The 17,135-nt window shown below is 39.2% G+C and carries 18 protein-coding genes, 1 pseudogene and 1 other annotated feature; of the genes and pseudogenes, 15 read left to right on the forward strand and 4 right to left on the reverse strand.

The window, feature by feature from the left end; genetic code table 11:
* The first annotated feature begins 33 nt into the window (after positions 1–33).
* The 3 genes from QK255_RS01840 to QK255_RS01850 all read left to right on the forward strand — a co-directional run bounded on the left by QK255_RS01840 (position 34) and on the right by QK255_RS01850 (position 2,809).
* Complete coding sequence (locus tag QK255_RS01840) at positions 34–543, forward strand: hypothetical protein (RefSeq protein WP_002292571.1); 510 nt, start codon at positions 34–36, stop codon at positions 541–543.
* The gene (locus QK255_RS01845) at positions 540–1,844 is read left to right on the forward strand and encodes a glycosyltransferase family 2 protein (RefSeq protein ID WP_002329629.1); all 1,305 of its coding nucleotides are present in this window, start codon (positions 540–542) and stop codon (positions 1,842–1,844) included. The genes QK255_RS01840 and QK255_RS01845 overlap by 4 nt, the downstream gene beginning before the upstream one ends.
* 107 nt (positions 1,845–1,951) lie before the next feature.
* Positions 1,952–2,809, forward strand: coding sequence for an LPXTG cell wall anchor domain-containing protein (locus QK255_RS01850; RefSeq protein ID WP_002342274.1), 858 nt, complete (start codon positions 1,952–1,954; stop codon positions 2,807–2,809).
* A gap of 110 nt (positions 2,810–2,919) precedes the next feature.
* On the opposite strand, the gene QK255_RS01855 is transcribed toward QK255_RS01850, so the two are convergent.
* On the reverse strand, positions 2,920–3,240 hold the full coding sequence (locus tag QK255_RS01855; protein WP_002292575.1) for a putative heavy metal-binding protein: 321 nt from the start codon (positions 3,238–3,240) through the stop codon (positions 2,920–2,922).
* A 152-nt stretch (positions 3,241–3,392) separates the two neighbouring features.
* Between QK255_RS01855 and dhaM the strand changes: the two genes are divergently transcribed.
* The 10 genes and pseudogenes from dhaM to QK255_RS01905 all read left to right on the forward strand — a co-directional run bounded on the left by dhaM (position 3,393) and on the right by QK255_RS01905 (position 10,296).
* Positions 3,393–3,788 (forward strand): dihydroxyacetone kinase phosphoryl donor subunit DhaM, encoded by a 396-nt coding sequence (gene dhaM / locus QK255_RS01860; RefSeq protein WP_002304157.1) that lies wholly within the window; start codon positions 3,393–3,395, stop codon positions 3,786–3,788.
* The gene (gene dhaK / locus QK255_RS01865) at positions 3,763–4,773 is read left to right on the forward strand and encodes a dihydroxyacetone kinase subunit DhaK (protein WP_002342273.1); all 1,011 of its coding nucleotides are present in this window, start codon (positions 3,763–3,765) and stop codon (positions 4,771–4,773) included. The genes dhaM and dhaK overlap by 26 nt, the downstream gene beginning before the upstream one ends.
* Before the next feature lie 28 nt (positions 4,774–4,801).
* A complete protein-coding gene (gene dhaL, locus QK255_RS01870) occupies positions 4,802–5,407 on the forward strand; it encodes a dihydroxyacetone kinase subunit DhaL (protein WP_002292580.1) in 606 nt (201 codons plus the stop codon).
* A 125-nt stretch (positions 5,408–5,532) separates the two neighbouring features.
* Positions 5,533–6,192 (forward strand): annotated as a pseudogene (locus QK255_RS01875) (HI_0552 family protein).
* 381 nt (positions 6,193–6,573) lie between these two features.
* The gene (locus tag QK255_RS01880; RefSeq protein ID WP_002292584.1) at positions 6,574–7,089 is read left to right on the forward strand and encodes a hypothetical protein; all 516 of its coding nucleotides are present in this window, start codon (positions 6,574–6,576) and stop codon (positions 7,087–7,089) included.
* Positions 7,089–8,447 (forward strand): Tle-like phospholipase domain-containing protein, encoded by a 1,359-nt coding sequence (locus tag QK255_RS01885; protein WP_002292586.1) that lies wholly within the window; start codon positions 7,089–7,091, stop codon positions 8,445–8,447. The genes QK255_RS01880 and QK255_RS01885 overlap by 1 nt, the downstream gene beginning before the upstream one ends.
* 16 nt (positions 8,448–8,463) lie before the next feature.
* Entirely contained in the window at positions 8,464–8,775 is a 312-nt protein-coding gene (locus QK255_RS01890) for a hypothetical protein (protein WP_002292588.1), read from the forward strand.
* Between the two features lie 18 nt (positions 8,776–8,793).
* Positions 8,794–9,057, forward strand: coding sequence for a hypothetical protein (locus tag QK255_RS01895; protein ID WP_002292589.1), 264 nt, complete (start codon positions 8,794–8,796; stop codon positions 9,055–9,057).
* 420 nt (positions 9,058–9,477) lie between these two features.
* The gene (locus QK255_RS01900) at positions 9,478–9,576 is read left to right on the forward strand and encodes a cadmium ABC transporter ATPase (protein WP_185056233.1); all 99 of its coding nucleotides are present in this window, start codon (positions 9,478–9,480) and stop codon (positions 9,574–9,576) included.
* Positions 9,577–9,636: 60 nt separating this feature from the next.
* Positions 9,637–10,296: a Crp/Fnr family transcriptional regulator gene (locus tag QK255_RS01905; protein WP_002292592.1), complete on the forward strand. Its 660-nt coding sequence runs from the start codon at positions 9,637–9,639 to the stop codon at positions 10,294–10,296.
* Positions 10,297–10,374: 78 nt separating this feature from the next.
* On the opposite strand, the gene QK255_RS01910 is transcribed toward QK255_RS01905, so the two are convergent.
* Together QK255_RS01910 and QK255_RS01915 are read right to left on the reverse strand one after the other, a co-directional pair.
* Complete coding sequence (locus QK255_RS01910) at positions 10,375–11,985, reverse strand: ABC transporter permease (RefSeq protein WP_002292594.1); 1,611 nt, start codon at positions 11,983–11,985, stop codon at positions 10,375–10,377.
* A gap of 12 nt (positions 11,986–11,997) precedes the next feature.
* Positions 11,998–12,879, reverse strand: coding sequence for an ABC transporter ATP-binding protein (locus QK255_RS01915; protein WP_002292595.1), 882 nt, complete (start codon positions 12,877–12,879; stop codon positions 11,998–12,000).
* A 253-nt stretch (positions 12,880–13,132) separates the two neighbouring features.
* On the opposite strand from QK255_RS01915, the gene QK255_RS01920 reads away from it, so the two are divergent.
* Positions 13,133–13,732 carry a TetR/AcrR family transcriptional regulator gene (locus QK255_RS01920; RefSeq protein WP_002292597.1) on the forward strand — a complete coding sequence of 200 codons (600 nt, stop codon included), beginning with the start codon at positions 13,133–13,135 and terminating at the stop codon, positions 13,730–13,732.
* A gap of 69 nt (positions 13,733–13,801) precedes the next feature.
* Here QK255_RS01920 and QK255_RS01925 read toward each other — a convergent pair whose 3' ends face one another.
* Positions 13,802–15,103 (reverse strand): polysaccharide deacetylase family protein, encoded by a 1,302-nt coding sequence (locus QK255_RS01925; RefSeq protein ID WP_002292598.1) that lies wholly within the window; start codon positions 15,101–15,103, stop codon positions 13,802–13,804.
* A gap of 262 nt (positions 15,104–15,365) precedes the next feature.
* Positions 15,366–15,571 (forward strand) — a binding site (T-box leader).
* A 104-nt stretch (positions 15,572–15,675) separates the two neighbouring features.
* Here QK255_RS01925 and tyrS point away from each other — a divergent pair.
* On the forward strand, positions 15,676–16,932 hold the full coding sequence (tyrS, locus tag QK255_RS01930) for a tyrosine--tRNA ligase (protein ID WP_002292599.1): 1,257 nt from the start codon (positions 15,676–15,678) through the stop codon (positions 16,930–16,932).
* The last annotated feature ends 203 nt before the right edge of the window (positions 16,933–17,135 follow it).

Raw genomic sequence — 17,135 nt, forward strand, 5'->3', positions numbered from 1 at the left:
TCCTACGTCGTAACAAAAATGTGAGGTGAGGATATGAAAAAAGTAACAAGAGAAGAAGTTGCATCGATTTTGGTGAAAGATAAGTATTTTTCAAAAGGTAATTATTGGTTAAAAATTTGGCAAACGCTAGTGGCTCTTTTCGGTTGGATGATCGTTGTTCTTCCTTTTATATGGGTATTTTTCCCATTAACAAGACCAGAAAGAGCCAAAGATTTTTACTTGTACGCTTTTTTATTGGAAAAGAAAATGCTGTATTTCTTCATCGGCTTTTTTGCATTGATCTTTTTCAGCTTCCTGATTATCTCATTTGTGTTGACTAGATGGAACAATCGAAATTTGTATAGAAAAGTAAATAAGTCTTTTGAATATGAAGATGAAGAATTGAAAAAAAGACAAGAATTACTTGAAGAAATGTATACGGAACGTTTTGGAACAAAAGAAGAGAGAGAAACGGTCCGTTTTTATTCTGTCTCCGAAGAGAAAAATCTAGATACGACACTCATTGCAGATTTGTATAAAGAAAATGGGGTGGAACTGAAATGACCTCAATCACTCATACAGGTAATCAATTCCTAGACACTTGTTTGTCTATCATGTATTTTTTTCTCGTTTCTTACCCGATTTTAGGCGGATTTGCATGGTTTATTGGAGTTTGGTGTTATGTTTTTTTATACAAACATAAACAAAAAGAATGGGTAGATGTTCCATCGGGTGTCGAACCGTTCATTACGATCATGGTACCAGCCCATAATGAAGAGATCGTGATCGAAGATACGATCGAGTATTTGATGACGAAATTGAATTATCACAACTATGAAGTATTAGTGACCGATGATGGTTCAACGGACCAAACACCAGAAATATTAGCCAGACTGATGAAAAAATACGCTAATCTTCGTGTGGTTCGGATCGAAAAAAATAAAGGGAAAGCCCATGCGTTTAATATCGGACTTGCCTTTGCAAAAGGGAAATTGATTTTAAGCAATGATGCAGATACGGTACCGGAGCCAGATGCACTGAACAGATATGTGAATTATTTCATTCGCCCTGGTGCAAGACATATTGCTGCGGTCACTGCAAATATGGATGTCCAAAATCGTACCAAGTTGATTGCAAAATCGCAAACGGTTGAATTCTCGAGTATCGTTGGTATCATCAAACGAACACAGTCAGCTGTTTTCGGTGGCCTTTATGCGTACAGTGGGGCAAATACGATGTATCGAAAAGAAGCCTTGATCGATGTGGGCGGATTCAGGCAAGATCGAGCAACAGAAGACATCAGTATTGCGTGGGATCATCAGTTGAATGATTGGGTATCTGTTTTTGCTCCTGGGATCATCTTTTTCATGGAAGTACCTGTGACGTTGAAGATGCTATATCGACAAAGAAAACGTTGGGCAAAAGGTGGAACAGAAGTCTGGCTGACGAATTTCAAAAAAGTGATGCTCCATCCTTTTGAACATATCGGAAGAACGATCATCTTCATTGATCAAACATTGAGTATTGTCTGGTCAATATTCTTTTGTATTTCCGTGATTCTTTTTATTGGATTGATTGGGCATTATGTGTACCAAGGAAACTATGAACAGATCTATGTCACTTTTACATTCAGTTTTGTGTTCATCTGCTTTGAAATGGTCGCAGGATTTTTCCAGTTGCTAGCTTCGCTGATTGTAGATGATCGACGAAGAAAATTGAAATATCTTCTTTTCGCGCCACTATATATGCTTTTGTTCTGGATAGTGAACGCGATAACGATCGTGACGACTTTCATTCCAGCAGTCAAAACGATTTTAGGTTATGGAAGCGGGACATGGAAAAGTCCGGAACGTACAAAAAAATAAAAGATGCACCGTTTTTTAGACAAACAGCCTGTTGTGTTTATGGTTCTTCCAATCATTTTTGCTTATAATAAGAAATTAGTTAAAAAGTAGTAAGGATGGGAAAAGTGATGAAAAAAAGAATGAAGCCGTTGATCTGGCCGATTGCTGTTTCCGGTATTTTCTTCTTCGGACACACAGCTTTTGCAGAAACTTCTGAACCTGCTCAAACAGAGCCTTCAACAACTATAAGCTCTTCTGATGCTGAAAACGGAACCTCGGAAACAGAAATGACTTCCAATGTACCGACAGATAACTCAGGAGAAACGATTTCGTCTTCAGAAGATACATCAACGAATAGTTCTACCTCTTCTGACCAAATCGATCATTTGCAAGACTTGGAAAATAAAAGAAAAGAACTCGAAGAAGCATTAGAAGCTGCAAAAAACAAATTGAAAGAAGACCAAGCAGCAATCGATCAAGATTTAGCTGATCTTAAAAATAAAGCGGGAAATGACCGTGCACAACTTGAGAAAAAGCTTGCTGAAGCGAAAGCAAAAGCGGAAGCTGTCCAAACAGATCTTGACGGGAAGATCCAACAAGCAAAAGAGTTCAATCAACAATTAGATCAGGTTGCTCAAACAGCTTCTGGAAAGCTAAGTCAAACTCAAGCGGATATCACAGCGGCCAGTCAAGCGATCCATGGAAAGATCAGCGAAGCGCAAACAGTTGCTGCTGATTTTGAAGCAAAAAAAGCAGACTTAGCAGCTAGTTTCCAACGAATAAAAGATATTTTGCATTCGGCAGGAGAAAAATCAGTGGCCTCTGGAACCACGACAGAAACAGTTCAGCAAACGACAGAGCCATCCGAATCAACAAGTCAGACTTTACCAAAAACAAATGAAAAAACAGCTTCTGTCAATTATTCCTTCGTAGGCACAGGTGTGCTAGTTGCAACAGCTTACGGAATCATTCGCAAAAAGAAATAAAAAAGAGAGAATGGGAAGGTAGTGAACCTCGAAGTTAGACTGAAAAATCTAACTCTTGGGTCCCACTACATGTCCCATCTCTTTTTATTTATTAAGACAGCTATTCCTACTTATCTTGTGGAGACAGCTGTTCCACTACATGTGACCATCAGCATGCCATTGTCGCTGCCTAATACTTCGTAGTCCATTTTTACGCCAATGATCGCATCAGCTCCTAATGCTTTTGCACGTTCGGCCATTTCCGCAAGGGCTTCTTCTCTTGCGCCCATTAGTTCATTTTCATAACTTTTTGAACGGCCGCCAAAAACGTTTCGCAAACCAGCCCCAAAATCTTTCAATACATTGATCCCAGTAATAACTTCACCAAAAACGATTCCTTTATAAGCTACTACGGTTTTTCCTTCCACACTATTCGTGGTTGTTGTAATCATTTGATCACTCCTCTCTTTAATGAAAGTATAACAAAGTTCAAGATGTGCAACACATATTTTCCCAAAATTAGGAATTTATTATATACTTGAATTGTTCATTAATGAAAGCGAAACCAATCGTTAGCAACTATGTAAAAGAAAGGAAGATTCTTGTGAAAAAGAGTATTTTGCTTATTTCTCATAGTCAAAAAGTAACAGATGGTATTAAAGAAATGATTGAGCAGATGCAAAAATCCGAAGAGGTTCAGATCTTTTCTCTCGGCGGAATAAATGGCGAGATCGGATCAGACCCGATGAAAATCGTAGAAGCTGTCAATGAGTCAAGCGATGCAGCTAGTTATTTTGTTTTTGCGGATATCGGCAGCGCGGTATTGAATTCGGAATTGGCAAAAGACATGTTGGAAGAAGAACAGCAGCAACGTTATCATCTGGTGGATGCGCCTTTAGTGGAAGGAGCTTTTGCAGCAGCCATCACTGCCGGTATAACGGATGATACTCAGCAAATCTTAACAGAAGCACAAAATGCCGGAAAGAAAGGATGGGAATAAATTGAAAAAAATCATGAATGATCCAAGCAATATTGTCGAAGAAATGCTGGAAGGATTAGTAAAAAGCTATCCAGAACTTGTTCATCGTGTAGAATTTTCCCGTGTTGTAGCCAAGAATCAGAAAGCAGAACAAGTTGGTTTGGTTTCTGGTGGAGGAAGCGGACATGAACCATCCCATGCCGGGTTTGTAGGGGAAGGAATGTTAAGTGCAGCGGTGCTTGGTGATGTGTTTACTTCTCCAACTCCAGATCAGATTCAAACGGCTATCAAGGAAGCGGATAGTGGAAAAGGAGTTTTACTAATCGTTAAGAATTATACAGGGGATGCATTGAACTTCGATATGGCAAAGGAACTAGCTGCTATGGACGATATTGAAGTAGAAAGTGTGATCGTAGATGATGATATCGCCGTTGAAAATAGTACGTATACTGCTGGAAAACGCGGAGTCGCAGGTACTGTCCTTGTACACAAAATCGTGGGCGATGCAGCAAGAAACGGTGCTTCCCTAGCAGAGTTGAAAGAATTGGGAGAAAAGGTCGTACAGGCAACTAAGACGATCGGTGTAGCGCTTCGGGCAGCAACTGTACCAGAAGTAGGAAAACCAGGATTCGAACTAGGAGAAGATGAGATCGAGTACGGTGTTGGTATCCACGGTGAGCCAGGCTATCGTCGAGAAAAGATGCAGCCTTCTAAAGTACTGGCAAAGGAACTTGTTACTAAGATTTTAGATGATTACTCGAATTTGCCAAAAGAAGCAGGTGTATTCGTCAACGGAATGGGCGGGACGCCTTTGATGGAACAGTTCGTATTCATGAATGATGTTTTAGCTCTGTTGGAAGAAAGAGGCATCAATGTAGTTTTCCGAAAAGTCGGTAATTTTATGACCTCACTAGATATGCAAGGCCTTTCTCTGACGCTGATCGACTTGACGGAGACACAATGGAAAGATTCTTTAGAAAGCAATGTACAGACGATTTCATGGTAAGACAATCTCAAGATAAAAGGGTGATAATATGAAACTAACCGTTCAAGAAATCCAAGAATGGCTCTCACAATTTGCAGAGGCAATCAATCAGAACAAACAATATCTCAGTGATCTAGATACCCCGATTGGCGATGGAGACCACGGAAATAATATGGGAAGAGGGGTTTCAGCTTATGAAGAAGCTTTTCAAACCGATCATCCTGAAACAATTAGTGATACATTCAAAGTATTCTCTATGGCGATGATATCGAAAGTTGGTGGTGCTTCTGGTCCGTTATACGGATCTGCATTCATGAACATGATGAAAGCGACAAAAGAGGTCGATTCTATTGATTCTCAAGAAAAATTAGGAGAAGTGATCGAGCAGGGAACAGCGGGTATTCAAAGCCGAGGAAAGGCAGAAGCTGACGATAAAACGATGTTAGATGTTTGGCTACCAGTTACAGAGGCATTGAAAGCAGGAAATCTAACAAAAGAAATCATTGACCAGGCAAAAGAACACACCAAAGACTTGGTAGCTAAAAAAGGACGAGCTTCCTATCTAGGAGAGCGTGCAATCGGACATATCGACCCGGGAGCTGCTTCCAGTGCCATTTTATTTACGACACTACTCAATGTGATCAAAACTTCATGACCGTTCCTGTAAATGGAAACAGAGGCTGAATTCGAAAAGCAAGCAGTTGCTTTTTCGATTCAGCTTTTTTACAGTTGTTTCTTTTAAATAAGATAGTTAAAATAAAAAAGAAAAGAGGGAACAAAATGGATCTAATGAAAGAAGACTATCAGTTATTTGACAGAGACAATTATGCATTCAAACAACTCAAAGAAATACACACACCAGATGAAGTCGAACAAATCAAATAAGAATACAAAGCACATTGGCAAAAATGGAAAGAGATCCAACTCCAGACTGCTGCACTTTTGCCTGATACGTATGGCATGAGCAAACCTAAAATCGAGAGTTGGACGAATGGCTGGAATTTACGCAGTCATTTTTGGAGCGCGTACCGAAGCGAATCTCGTCAAGACGAGAATGCCTGTCTAGCAGTTTTGTTGAATCAAAAACAATACCAAATCTATTTGATGTATCAGCACTATAAAAGTGACACGAGAGAAGGAAGCGTTGAAGGATACAATCAATTGCTATCTTTACTGCAGGAATGGAGTACTCAGGTAGCGATTGAAGAATATTATATCTGGCCTCAGCCTGAAAATGAGCTGGAAGATCATTTGCCTTTATCCGTTTATTTATCAGATAAGAGCAAGCAAGAAGAGCTGCGAGAAACAATGGGCAATCGAACCTTCCAACTTGGCAAACTGTTTTTTTCTCCAAATGAATACACAAACATCGAAGAGAAAACTGCTGAGGCGCTCAAAGAACTAGCGCCATTATATCATGCGATAAAAAATAAGTTATGAAAAAGCTGATTGCGTTGCGTACTAAATAGATGGCACATCATCGAATCCACTGCTCTCATGATGCAACATAAACAGACACCTGCGAAAAAATCATTTTTTTCGCAGGTGTCTGTTTGGTTTTTCCATCAGCCAAATCAGAATAAAAATTTAAACAAATCTAAAAACATAACGGTTAACGATCTCTAAAAAACGACGATTGCTTGTGTCCCGCTCATTCTTTTGTATATATGTTTCGATTTACATAACAGAAAAAATGAAAAAATATTCATTTTGTTATCAAACAAGGAAAAGTAAGAAAAAGGCTTCTTTTTTCACTGATAAGCCTATGGTAAAATCCATTTAAAGCGTTTTCTTTACGAAGAGAAGTAAGAAGGAGCAAGCATGAAAAAAATCATTTTCAGAGGAGTCATAGTCATCATCGCACTGAGTATAGGAGGGAAAATATTGATGGATAGAAGAGAAAAAGACAATGAAGAACTGCGTACCATCCAAACCGATCTGGCAAATTATTTGTATAATCATTATGAGATTTATACAAAAGATAAGGACAAAATCGATGAAGCAGATAAGAAATACAATGGTGGTAATGGAACAATAACAGATGACGAATACTTAGAGAGTTTAAAAAATGCTAGGCAATATTTCAACATCGAAAAAATAGAATTTACAGGTTTCTCTGTAGGCCCGATGAAAGGGGTGGTAGTTGGATTTATCATCAATGATGTTTACCCAGATGAAACGACGCTAGATACGAGATCAGCCGAAACAAATAAGTGGCTGTATTCCTTCAACAGTGGGAATACTAGGAATTCATATGTACTAACTAAAAAAAATTCTTCGACAGATGAAAAAATGCCCGAAGAAAACATTATCTATTATGACAAGGGAGTCAAGTGATGGACCAAAACAAAGAATTCTCTAAAACAGTATATGGCGTTGAAACAGGGAAAGTAAAAGTCAACGAAAAAATCGTTGAGGATAAATATCTTGTTATTGATGTCATTGATACCGACAAACATACGATCGAAAAAGAAAAAACACCAAAGAAAAACGGTATGCAGGCCATGGTCGTGGCTGAAATCAAGGATAAATACAAAGGCTATGATAAAGATGATTTGAAAAAGCAAGCCGACTACCCCAAATCCGTCATCAAAAAAGACCTGACTATCGCCTACGCGGGCACTAAAAACTGGCAGGACTGGAAAACGAACATCCGAGAAGTCGGCTTTGAGGACAAACACGACAACGGCGCCTTCCAGTCGGCTTTAGCGTATGCCGATGCAATCGAAAAGACCTATTCTGTCAAAGACGGCTACACCATTTCCACGACCGGTCATTCTTTAGGTGGAGCGCAGGCAATCTATGTCGCTGTTTTAAAAGGTTATCACGGATTTACATATGCAGCGGCAGGCCCAGGCTTGAGTGAGAAGCAGCTCATGAATTATGAAGGGCAGATCATCAATCTGTATGACACTTCAGACATCGTGACTAGTGGCTGGCTGACTGGCGGGAAAGGCCAACTGCCATTTCACAGTTTCGGAATCGACAACGCCGGCTGGAAAAACTATGGACACGATCTAAATCAGTTCAATCTCGACAAAAACGGGAATTACATCGATAAATATGGCGATATCGTCATCTATTCCGACCAACATGGAGGGGTCGCCCTCGAACAGACCTTACTCGCCCAGCAAATCATCAAAAACAAAGCTATGATCCGTCAAATGGAGACATATGGCGAAAAAAATCAATGGGAGAAAGATCGGATCAGTCAACTGAAAGAAGAAAACAAGTGGCTCCAGCTACAAATCAGTGCTTTCTCCAAGCTAGTGACTTGGCGGAAAAGATTCACAGCGAGCAGCGGCGGTTTATCGACTAATGAACAGATCTATTTAGACGACCAGCAGGCGCTGATGATCGTGAAACACGCGGCTTCCGTCTTCAATCAAGCGATGGAACAAGTGCTAGTCATTTACCAGCGTGGAATTCGTGATTTGGAACAGCTGTGGGCAGATGGTCTTGCGATGGTCCGCAGACAGACACCGCTTTTGTCTCAGAACGAAATGCTCGATGCTCTGCGAGAAGTCGGTTGTACAAAGCAGACGATCGTTGATGAACCTACGCAGGAATTCAGGGAAAAAATCTTCAAAATCAAGCAGCTTTCAGCAGAATTCTCTACCTTGGCAAAAGAGATCGAAGCGAAAATCAATGAGCTGGTCCAACGTGATCGGGACTTGGCACGACAATTATTTTAAAACAAGGAGTAGTGAGATGGAAAAAGAAAACCAGATTCATGAAACATACCGAAAAGAACGACTGCAGCTAGAAGATCAGGAAGATCAGCTCAGACAGATGCAAAAGAACATGCAGCAGCTGGCAGAAACGACTTATTCCAATATACGTTTTTCGGTGCGTTCCTTTGAATGCTCGAAGGATTCTTTGTATTTTGCACAAAAAGAACTCAGACGTTTAGAAGAGAGGTTCTCTCATGAATTGATGCAGAAACGAAAAAAAATCTATGATCAGCAAGATGAAGTCGAACGCCGTTATCGTGCTGATCTGCAACGATTAAACAAAAAGTAACAGGAAAGGAGACAATAAGTGATCATTCTAGAGGAAAAAATTTGGGAAGATTACCAGAAAGAGATACAAAAAATCTCAGCAAGAGCTTTAGGGATTGCGATGACTCAAGACAAAGTCACGAAATGCAAAAAGGCGAAACAAGCCGCAGAGGTGGAAGCAAGCACGGCAAAAAAAGCGGTATCCTCTGCAACGACTGGATTGGAAAAAGCAGTAAAGGGTCGTTTCGGCAAAAAAGTAACAGCGGCATTTAGTAAAAAAAGCCGAATGTTAGTAAGTTTTTAGAAAATCAGCTACAGTAATAAAGAGGTTGTGAAAAAGCTATTCTGCATCAAGCAGTAAGAACAAGCAGAAAAAATAGCTTTTCATATTTTTCATCTGATTGGGCTTAGTGTCGTAGATGCAAGCTTTTGAACACCGTTTAAGGAAGAGGTTGTGAACTTGCCGTTTCACTCTGAGTCACAAGGAACAATTTCAAAAAACAGCTTCTCATGTTTGATGATATTGTGACTTGTACCCGAGGAGTTGGCAGGAGAACACCGCTTATGTCAAATAGGAGTTGTGACAAAGCGTTTGTCACAGCTCCTATTTGACATAAGCGGCAATTTTACTTATAGATAGTATCAAAAAATGATTTTAGGACATAAAACACTCATCACCATTATTACCGAGAGTCTGATCCTGGTGGCCGAGGTGGCAAGCGGTATGCTTTTCCATGAAATGAGTATTCTGATCGTGGTCATAAACGGCATGTGTCTGCTTACTTATCGCACAAAAAGAAAAATCTTGATACAAATCAATTAACCAAGTTAAAAGAACAAGTAGAATAACAAACAAGGAAGAAATCCAAAGGAGGAATCTGCTATGAGACATGAAGGATTGTGTGTTTCACTCGTTCCATTATTCAATCATCTCGAGATAGAAGATCAGCAAAAAATCCACTCGCTAGTGACACACAGAAAAGTGGAAAAAGGAGAACAGATTCTTGCGCCGAATGGAGAGTCTCAATTAGTGATCGTGGCTTCCGGCAGTATGAAAGTGTATCAATTATCTGCTAGCGGAAAGGAACAGCTTTTACGAGTAGTAGAGCCGGGCGGATATGAGGGAGAGAGCCAGTTGCTAGGCGTTCCAAATGAGTCTTTATTTGGCGAAGCACTAGAAAAAACGGAAATTTGTGTATTGAGACAAAAAGATTTCTCGGAACTTTTACTGCATTATCCCGCCCTTAGTCTGAAACTTTTAGCAATCAACGCTGAGAAATTAACAAAAGTACAGCAGCAGACAACTTTTTTGATGATGGAAAAAGTAGAAGAACGAGTCGCTGTCTATCTGCTTGATTTAGCTAAAGCGACAGGGAAGAATCACTTTTTCCTGCCAATGAAAATGAAAGAACTTGCTGCATTTATCGGTACGACCCCCGAAACTTTATCTAGAAAATTTAAATTATTAGAGGAGAATGGTTATGTAAAAAGAGAGAATCGGGAAGTCTGGATCATTGATAAAGAGCAGTTAGAAGACTTGTAAATACAAAAATGACCTCCAAATGTTGGATTTTTGATCCCAATTTGGAGGCTAGTATGAAATTGAACATGCTCTTTTTTGTTATCCTTCCACTAAATCTCTTCTCCTATAACCGATAGCACCAAGGACGATCAGTGCAAGGCTGATACAGGATAACGTAAGGAATACGGAAAGATCGAAAGAATCGTTTGGCATCCGTGGTACCCAGCTAGGGACCGCTGTTTTGGAGAACCATTCTGGCAAATCCAAAATCCCGCCAAAGTAATTGAGCGCAAAGGAGTAAGCTAAGTAGATATAAGCAAATTTACCCATTCGAGGAAGCCATCCGAATAGAAAGCCACTCATCCCGATAAACACTAAAACAGCAGGCAGAAAGTTGAATCCGGCTTTAAGAAACAGCAATAGATCCATATCTTTCGCATCCTTCATCGATGCCAAAGCAGAAAGTCCTAGCGCACCAGAACTAATCAGAATCGACAATATAGAAAACAGGATCGCTAGTAACAGATTTGTCCAATAAAGTTGGTTCCTAGAAATTTTTGTTGCGAACAGCTGATTCATACGTCCGTGGGTTTCTTCTGTAAATAAACGATTGATGCTAGCAATTGGTAAAATAGCAGCTAGACAAATCAAAACGACCATGATCGTGCTTGTAAAGTTTTTTTCAATTGAGACGCCAGATTGGATAAACATCTGTTTCATTAAGTCGTTACTTTCTAAAAACTGTTGCATATTCCCGTAGATAGAGCCGTATGCCGCCCCCATCAAACCAAAAGTGATGAGCCAACTGATTGTCATTCCTTTATTTAGATAGAATAATAAACCACGCAAGGATAGAAGAGAACGTTTAGCATACGGTTTTCCTTCACGTTCGGGGATATAGCCGGTGTTCAAGTCTCGATGTTCCTCTAAAACAAATGAACTGATTATCAAGATGAGACTGAACAAAAACAAATAAAGCAAAGGAATCCAGTTATTAGTTGTAAATGGATAGGTCAAATAAGACCAGCCTAAAGGATTCCACATCGAAAGGGAGGAAACAGCTACATCTGTTATTGCTCTTAGAAGATAGAGTCCACCTAAAAACGCTAGAGACAGACCATTCGAACTGGCTGAACTTGGCATCAGTTGTGCAGCAAACAGTGCAACGGCACTCCCCAAAATCCCCGTACTACCTACAGATAGCCCAAAAAGCCAAGCACCTTCTGCAGTGATCGAATCTGCTTGAAAAAAAATCATCGTACAGCTGATCGATATTGCTAAAAGCAAATTGATCAGAATACTTTCAGCGATGACAGCTAAAGAGTTTGCTTGACGTCCGACTCGAAAGGAACGAATAAGTTCAATCAGACCAAGCTCTTCTTTTTTTCTCGTTTGGCTCACTACATGCAAAACCGAGATCACAGCAGCAAACAAACTGCAAAAAAGCAACATTTCATTTGCATACATCGCTCCTAAAGTATACTCAGCAGCATTCGAAGCGGGAGTTGGTCCGACCATTGCTATCATTGCCGGATTTTGCATTGTTTCGTATAATCCAGCTAACCCTTGTCCTGAAGTCAATTCTTCAAACGCAGGGACAAAACCACCAGAAAAAGCAGTGACACCGACTAGCCATATCAAAATTTTTTTCCAGTCACGGCTAAGGTTTTGAGAAAAAAGGGTGGACCAGCGTGAAAATTTATCAGTCATTTCGATTCCTCCTCATCCTTCATAGTGCCTCATGAATAAATCTTCAAGAGTCGGTGGAATAGATTCAAATTTTTTCACACCTAATTTGGAAGCTTCAGCTAAAATCACATCGAAAGCTTCGTTGTCAGCAGCAAATTGAGCAAGGTGGCCTTTTTGCACAAAATCATGGACACCGTTCAATTGTGCTAAGTGGCTGTTATCTGCTTCTGTTTCTATAGTAATGGTCGAGCGGGTCAAATGACGCAATTCATCGAGTGTTCCTTCTTCTACGACTGTTCCCTCGCGGATGATCACGACTTTATCTGCCAATCGTTCGACTTCACTGAGAATATGAGAAGAAAGCAGGATGGATTTACCCTGTTCTTTCAGTTTTTCAACTTCTTCTTGAAAAATGGTTTCCATCAAGGGATCTAAACCAGATGTAGGCTCATCAAGTAAATAGAGATCCGAATCAACAGATAAAGCAGCAATCAAGCCCACTTTTTGACGATTTCCTTTTGAATAGTTTTTTGCTTTTTTCTTAGGATCAAGAGAGAAACGTTGAATCAGTTCGTCCTTTTTTTGAGCGTTCCCTTTTCCATGAAGCTTCATGAAGAGATCGATGATCGCTCCTCCAGTCAAATTTCCCCATAAAGAGATGTCACCTGGAACATAAGAAAGACGTTCATGGATAGATAAACTATCTTCCCATACATCTTGACCAAAAATCGTTGCCGTTCCGCCGTCTTTTTTTATAATCCCTAAAAGTGTCCGAATCGTCGTGGATTTTCCAGAACCATTTGGTCCGATAAATCCAACGACTTCACCTGAATGTACGGTGAAAGAGACGTCTTTTAAAGCTTCGAAACGACCAAAGCTCTTTTTCAAATGTGTGACTTTGACGATTTCTGCCATAAAAACCCCACTCCTTTTTTTGAAAATATATACTAAATAAGATTAAACGGTTTAATGAAATGGTTTTATGCCTTTTTATAAAACTTTTTTTATTATTTTAGTACATAATATTCTTTTTATAAATTTCTGTCAATGAATTCATAAACAAGGAATTGCTGGCTTGATACTTTCTCAATAGATAGTTATAATAAACCTCAGAATAAATTTGAACTATATATATTATAAAAGTTTAAAATTACGGGAGGCTCTACAAATGAACGGTTTTGAAAAGAGAGCACAAGAGAAAAAGAAAGAGATTTTACAAGCAGCTTTTGACTTGATGAACACAGACATAGGAACCGCTGGAGTGACGATGGATAAGGTAGCTGAGAGCGCTCAGGTAAGTAAAGCGACGATTTTTAAATATTTTGGCAGCAAGGAAGGGCTGATTTATGAAGTATTTTTCACATTTATGAATGATTTAGGGCAAGAAGCGAAAGCGTTGATTGCGGAAAATCTTCCATTTGAAGAAACGTTGATTGCCATGAGTGAAAATAAAATCCGCTATCTCAATCGAGTGAACAAACAATTTTATATCGATTTGATGACATACTATACAAAAAAAGAAAAAAAAGAATTTTCTGACGCGATGGATGCGTATACGCAAGAAAGTTTCAGTATCATGCTTGATCTTTTCCATCGAGGGCGTAAAGAGGGAAAAGTGGATTTGAAATATTCGGATGAGTTCTTGATCCTCTATTTTCAAGCAATGGTAGAAGGAATTTCTAAGCCGGAGATATACGCAAAACTGCTTCCATATACAGCAGAATGGACAGAAGTCCTGATTAAGGGAATCGCGCCGAAGAAGAAATAAAGCATAAAAAAAGCCAAAACTGACGATAAAATGTCAGTTCGGCTTTTTTGGTTTATAAATGACGTAAAATCAAGCGGATTCTCGTGCTTCTTTGTCATAGACATCATGAACGTTGATGAATGAATCAAGAATAGGGTTTTGTCCGTCTAAATCTGATTGGAACCGAATGCCATCGATATTGATTCGAGCATTTCGATAGAAATCCGCACCTAATTGTCCCCAAGCGGGAGTAGAAGCATCTACATTGCAGAAAATATCGAAACCTTGACTCTTTAAGTAAGCAAATTTTTGATTTTCTGCTGAATAAGGCTGCCAGTCGCTAATATCTGCACCAAATGGATAAATCAGGATATTTGTTTTTCCTAGGATAGGTGCAACTTCTTGCTGCCATAATTCATTGTCTTTTTTGACATCCTCTAATGAAGCTTGAGTCATATTCAAGTGTCCCCAGGTATGGGAAGCAAAGCTCCAGCCATCTTTCTTCAACTGATCAGCTACTTTTTTAGCTTCTTCGATCTCTTTTTTTGTTTTCTCGTTATCTCCGTATTGAGACTTGGATGTTCGATAACCTAAAACACCGTTGTAACCTGTCAGGGCCAAGGTGCCTTTTGCGCCTCGATAAGAAAAATCAGGATGTTTCTTGACAAAAGCATCAATTAGAGGAACCATGTCAAAGTCCCCAATTTCTTCCTTATCATTCTCTTTATAAACATTTTTGATTTCATTGTTATTTGATACGACCAATCGGCTAGGAAAACCGGAATTATCCATATATTCATAATAGCTGACATCATCTTGCGAAAGAACTAATGGTTTTTTTCCTTCAGGTAGCGCGAGTCCGTTAAAGGAAAGATTTCCTTGTTCATCTTTTTGGATCAAATCATTCAAATTGACTAAAACAAAATCATTTTGATAGAGTTGTTCGATCGAACGGTTGAACTCTTCAACAGTTACCATATAGTCTTTATATCCTTGCGACTGTTGAGAGTGGAAGGCTTTTTGCGGGTCCACGATCAAGCTGTGAAAAAAGACGTGAGAGATCTGAGTAGGGTCAGACCAGTCAATCAGTTGTTCTTTCTCCTTTTTCAGTGTTTGAAGAAGCTGCTGTGTTTCCGCAGATCCGTTTTTACTGTTTTTCTCCAATAAAGCAATCGCTTGGTCATAATCATAGCTTTGTGCCAGATTTTTTGCTTGAGTAACTAGCTGTTGCTTATCATCCATTGGCTCTTTTGTCTTTTCTGTTATTTTTTTTTCAGGAATGATCGGTTCTTTTTTTGTGTATGCTCGGATGACAAAAAACAGACTTAAAATTAAAATAACGACAGTTAAAGCAGAAGTGGCTCCTAAAATAATTTTTTGCTTTTTTTCCATATACCTCGTCCCTTACTTTTTCATTTTTTTACTCGTCCCATTGCTCATTGTAACGAAGAAAGAATAAGAGGAAAAGTAAAGTGACTTCTCGATAAATTGCAGAAAAAATACAGAAAAAATAGTTTCTATTAACAATATTAAAAATAAAATGTTCGGGATTAGAGCGGATTCAAAAAAGAAAAAATGAGGAATTTAAAAAAAATATCCTTTTTCTGTTGACAAAGAAAAAGTTGCGCTCTATGATAGACACATATTAATAATAACCAAGACGAAGATCGAAACGAAGTAGTTGTTAAAGCCAATGTTTCAGAAAGCTGGTGGTTGCTGCAAACCAGTACATGCTTTAAAGCGAATTACATTTCAGGAGTCTCTGGCAGTGATTGCCACGCGACAGCGTTAAATGTTCGAGAGGTATGTTGGATATCTAGACATACAAATTGGGTGGTACCGCGAGATTTCGTCCCTTGGCTATATGCCAAGGGACTTTTTTTATTTTCCATCCCGAAGAAATACTTAATGACGCATGCTAGCAGGTTCCTGCTTTCATAAAAAACTACACGGAGGTCAGTAAAATGAATATTATTGATGAATTAACTTGGCGCGACGCCATTAATCAGCAAACAAACGAAGAAAGACTTCGCGAGCTCGTTGAAGAAAAGAGCATTTCACTTTATTGCGGCGTTGATCCAACTGGTGATTCGATGCATATCGGACATTTGATCCCATTTATGATGATGAAAAGATTCCAATTGGCAGGCCATCATCCATATATTCTGATTGGCGGCGGAACAGGAACGATCGGCGACCCAAGCGGCCGTAAAACAGAACGTGTGTTGCAAACGATGGAACAAGTGCAACATAACGTGGATGCACTTTCCAATCAAATGAGAAAATTGTTTGGTAAAGACGCAAATATCACATTTGTGAACAACTACGACTGGTTGTCAAAAATCTCTTTACTTGAATTTTTGAGAGACTACGGTAAAAACTTCAACATCAACACGATGTTAGCAAAAGATATCGTTGCCAGCCGTTTGGAAGTAGGGATCTCATTCACAGAATTCACTTACCAAATCCTGCAATCCATCGACTTTTTACATCTGCATAAAACATACGATGTACAACTACAAATCGGTGGAGCAGACCAATGGGGAAATATCACAGCTGGTTTAGACCTGATCCGAAAATTAGAAGGATCAGAAGCAGAAGCGTTCGGTTTGACGATTCCATTGATGTTGAAAGCGGACGGAACGAAATTCGGAAAAACCGCAGGTGGTGCCGTTTGGCTTGATCCTAAGAAAACTTCACCATTTGAATTCTACCAATTCTGGTTGAATCAAGATGATCGTGATGTAGTGAAATACTTGAAATTCTTTACGTTCTTATCTCAAGAAGAAATTGAAGAATTAGCGAAAAAAGTAGAGACAGAACCTGAGAAACGTGAAGCACAACGCCGTTTGGCAGAAGAAGTCACAAGATTTGTGCATAGTGAAGAAGACTTGAAAGAAGCGCAAAAAATAACACAAGCATTGTTCTCTGGAAATATTAAAGAACTAAATGCGGAAGAAATCGCGCAAGGATTCGGTAAAATGCCGAACGTTGAAATTTCAAGCACACCTGAAAATATCGTGGAGCTACTTGTTTCCACAAAAATTGAACCATCTAAACGTCAGGCACGGGAAGATGTTTCAAACGGAGCTATAAGTATTAACGGTGACCGCGTTACCGATTTAAATTTTGTCATAAATCCATCCGATGAATTCGATGGTAAGTTTGTGGTTATTCGAAAAGGTAAGAAAAATTACTTTTTGGCCAAAGTAATTGATTAGAATTTAGTAAGTTTTTGCCTTGAAAAAGGGGAATACTATTACAACATTCCAATTTTGAAACCCATCCTAAAATAGAACGCTGGTTGTCGTTAATACAATCTTTGCGAGGGAGTTTACTTTTGTAAATTCCCTCGTTTTTTTTAATTATTTCAAAAGTATGAACAATTCGAATAATTGATACATAATAAAATACGATTAAAAAA

Source organism: Enterococcus sp. ZQ21, from assembly GCF_030053755.1.
GTDB classification, from domain to species: Bacteria; Bacillota; Bacilli; order Lactobacillales; family Enterococcaceae; genus Enterococcus_B; species Enterococcus_B lactis.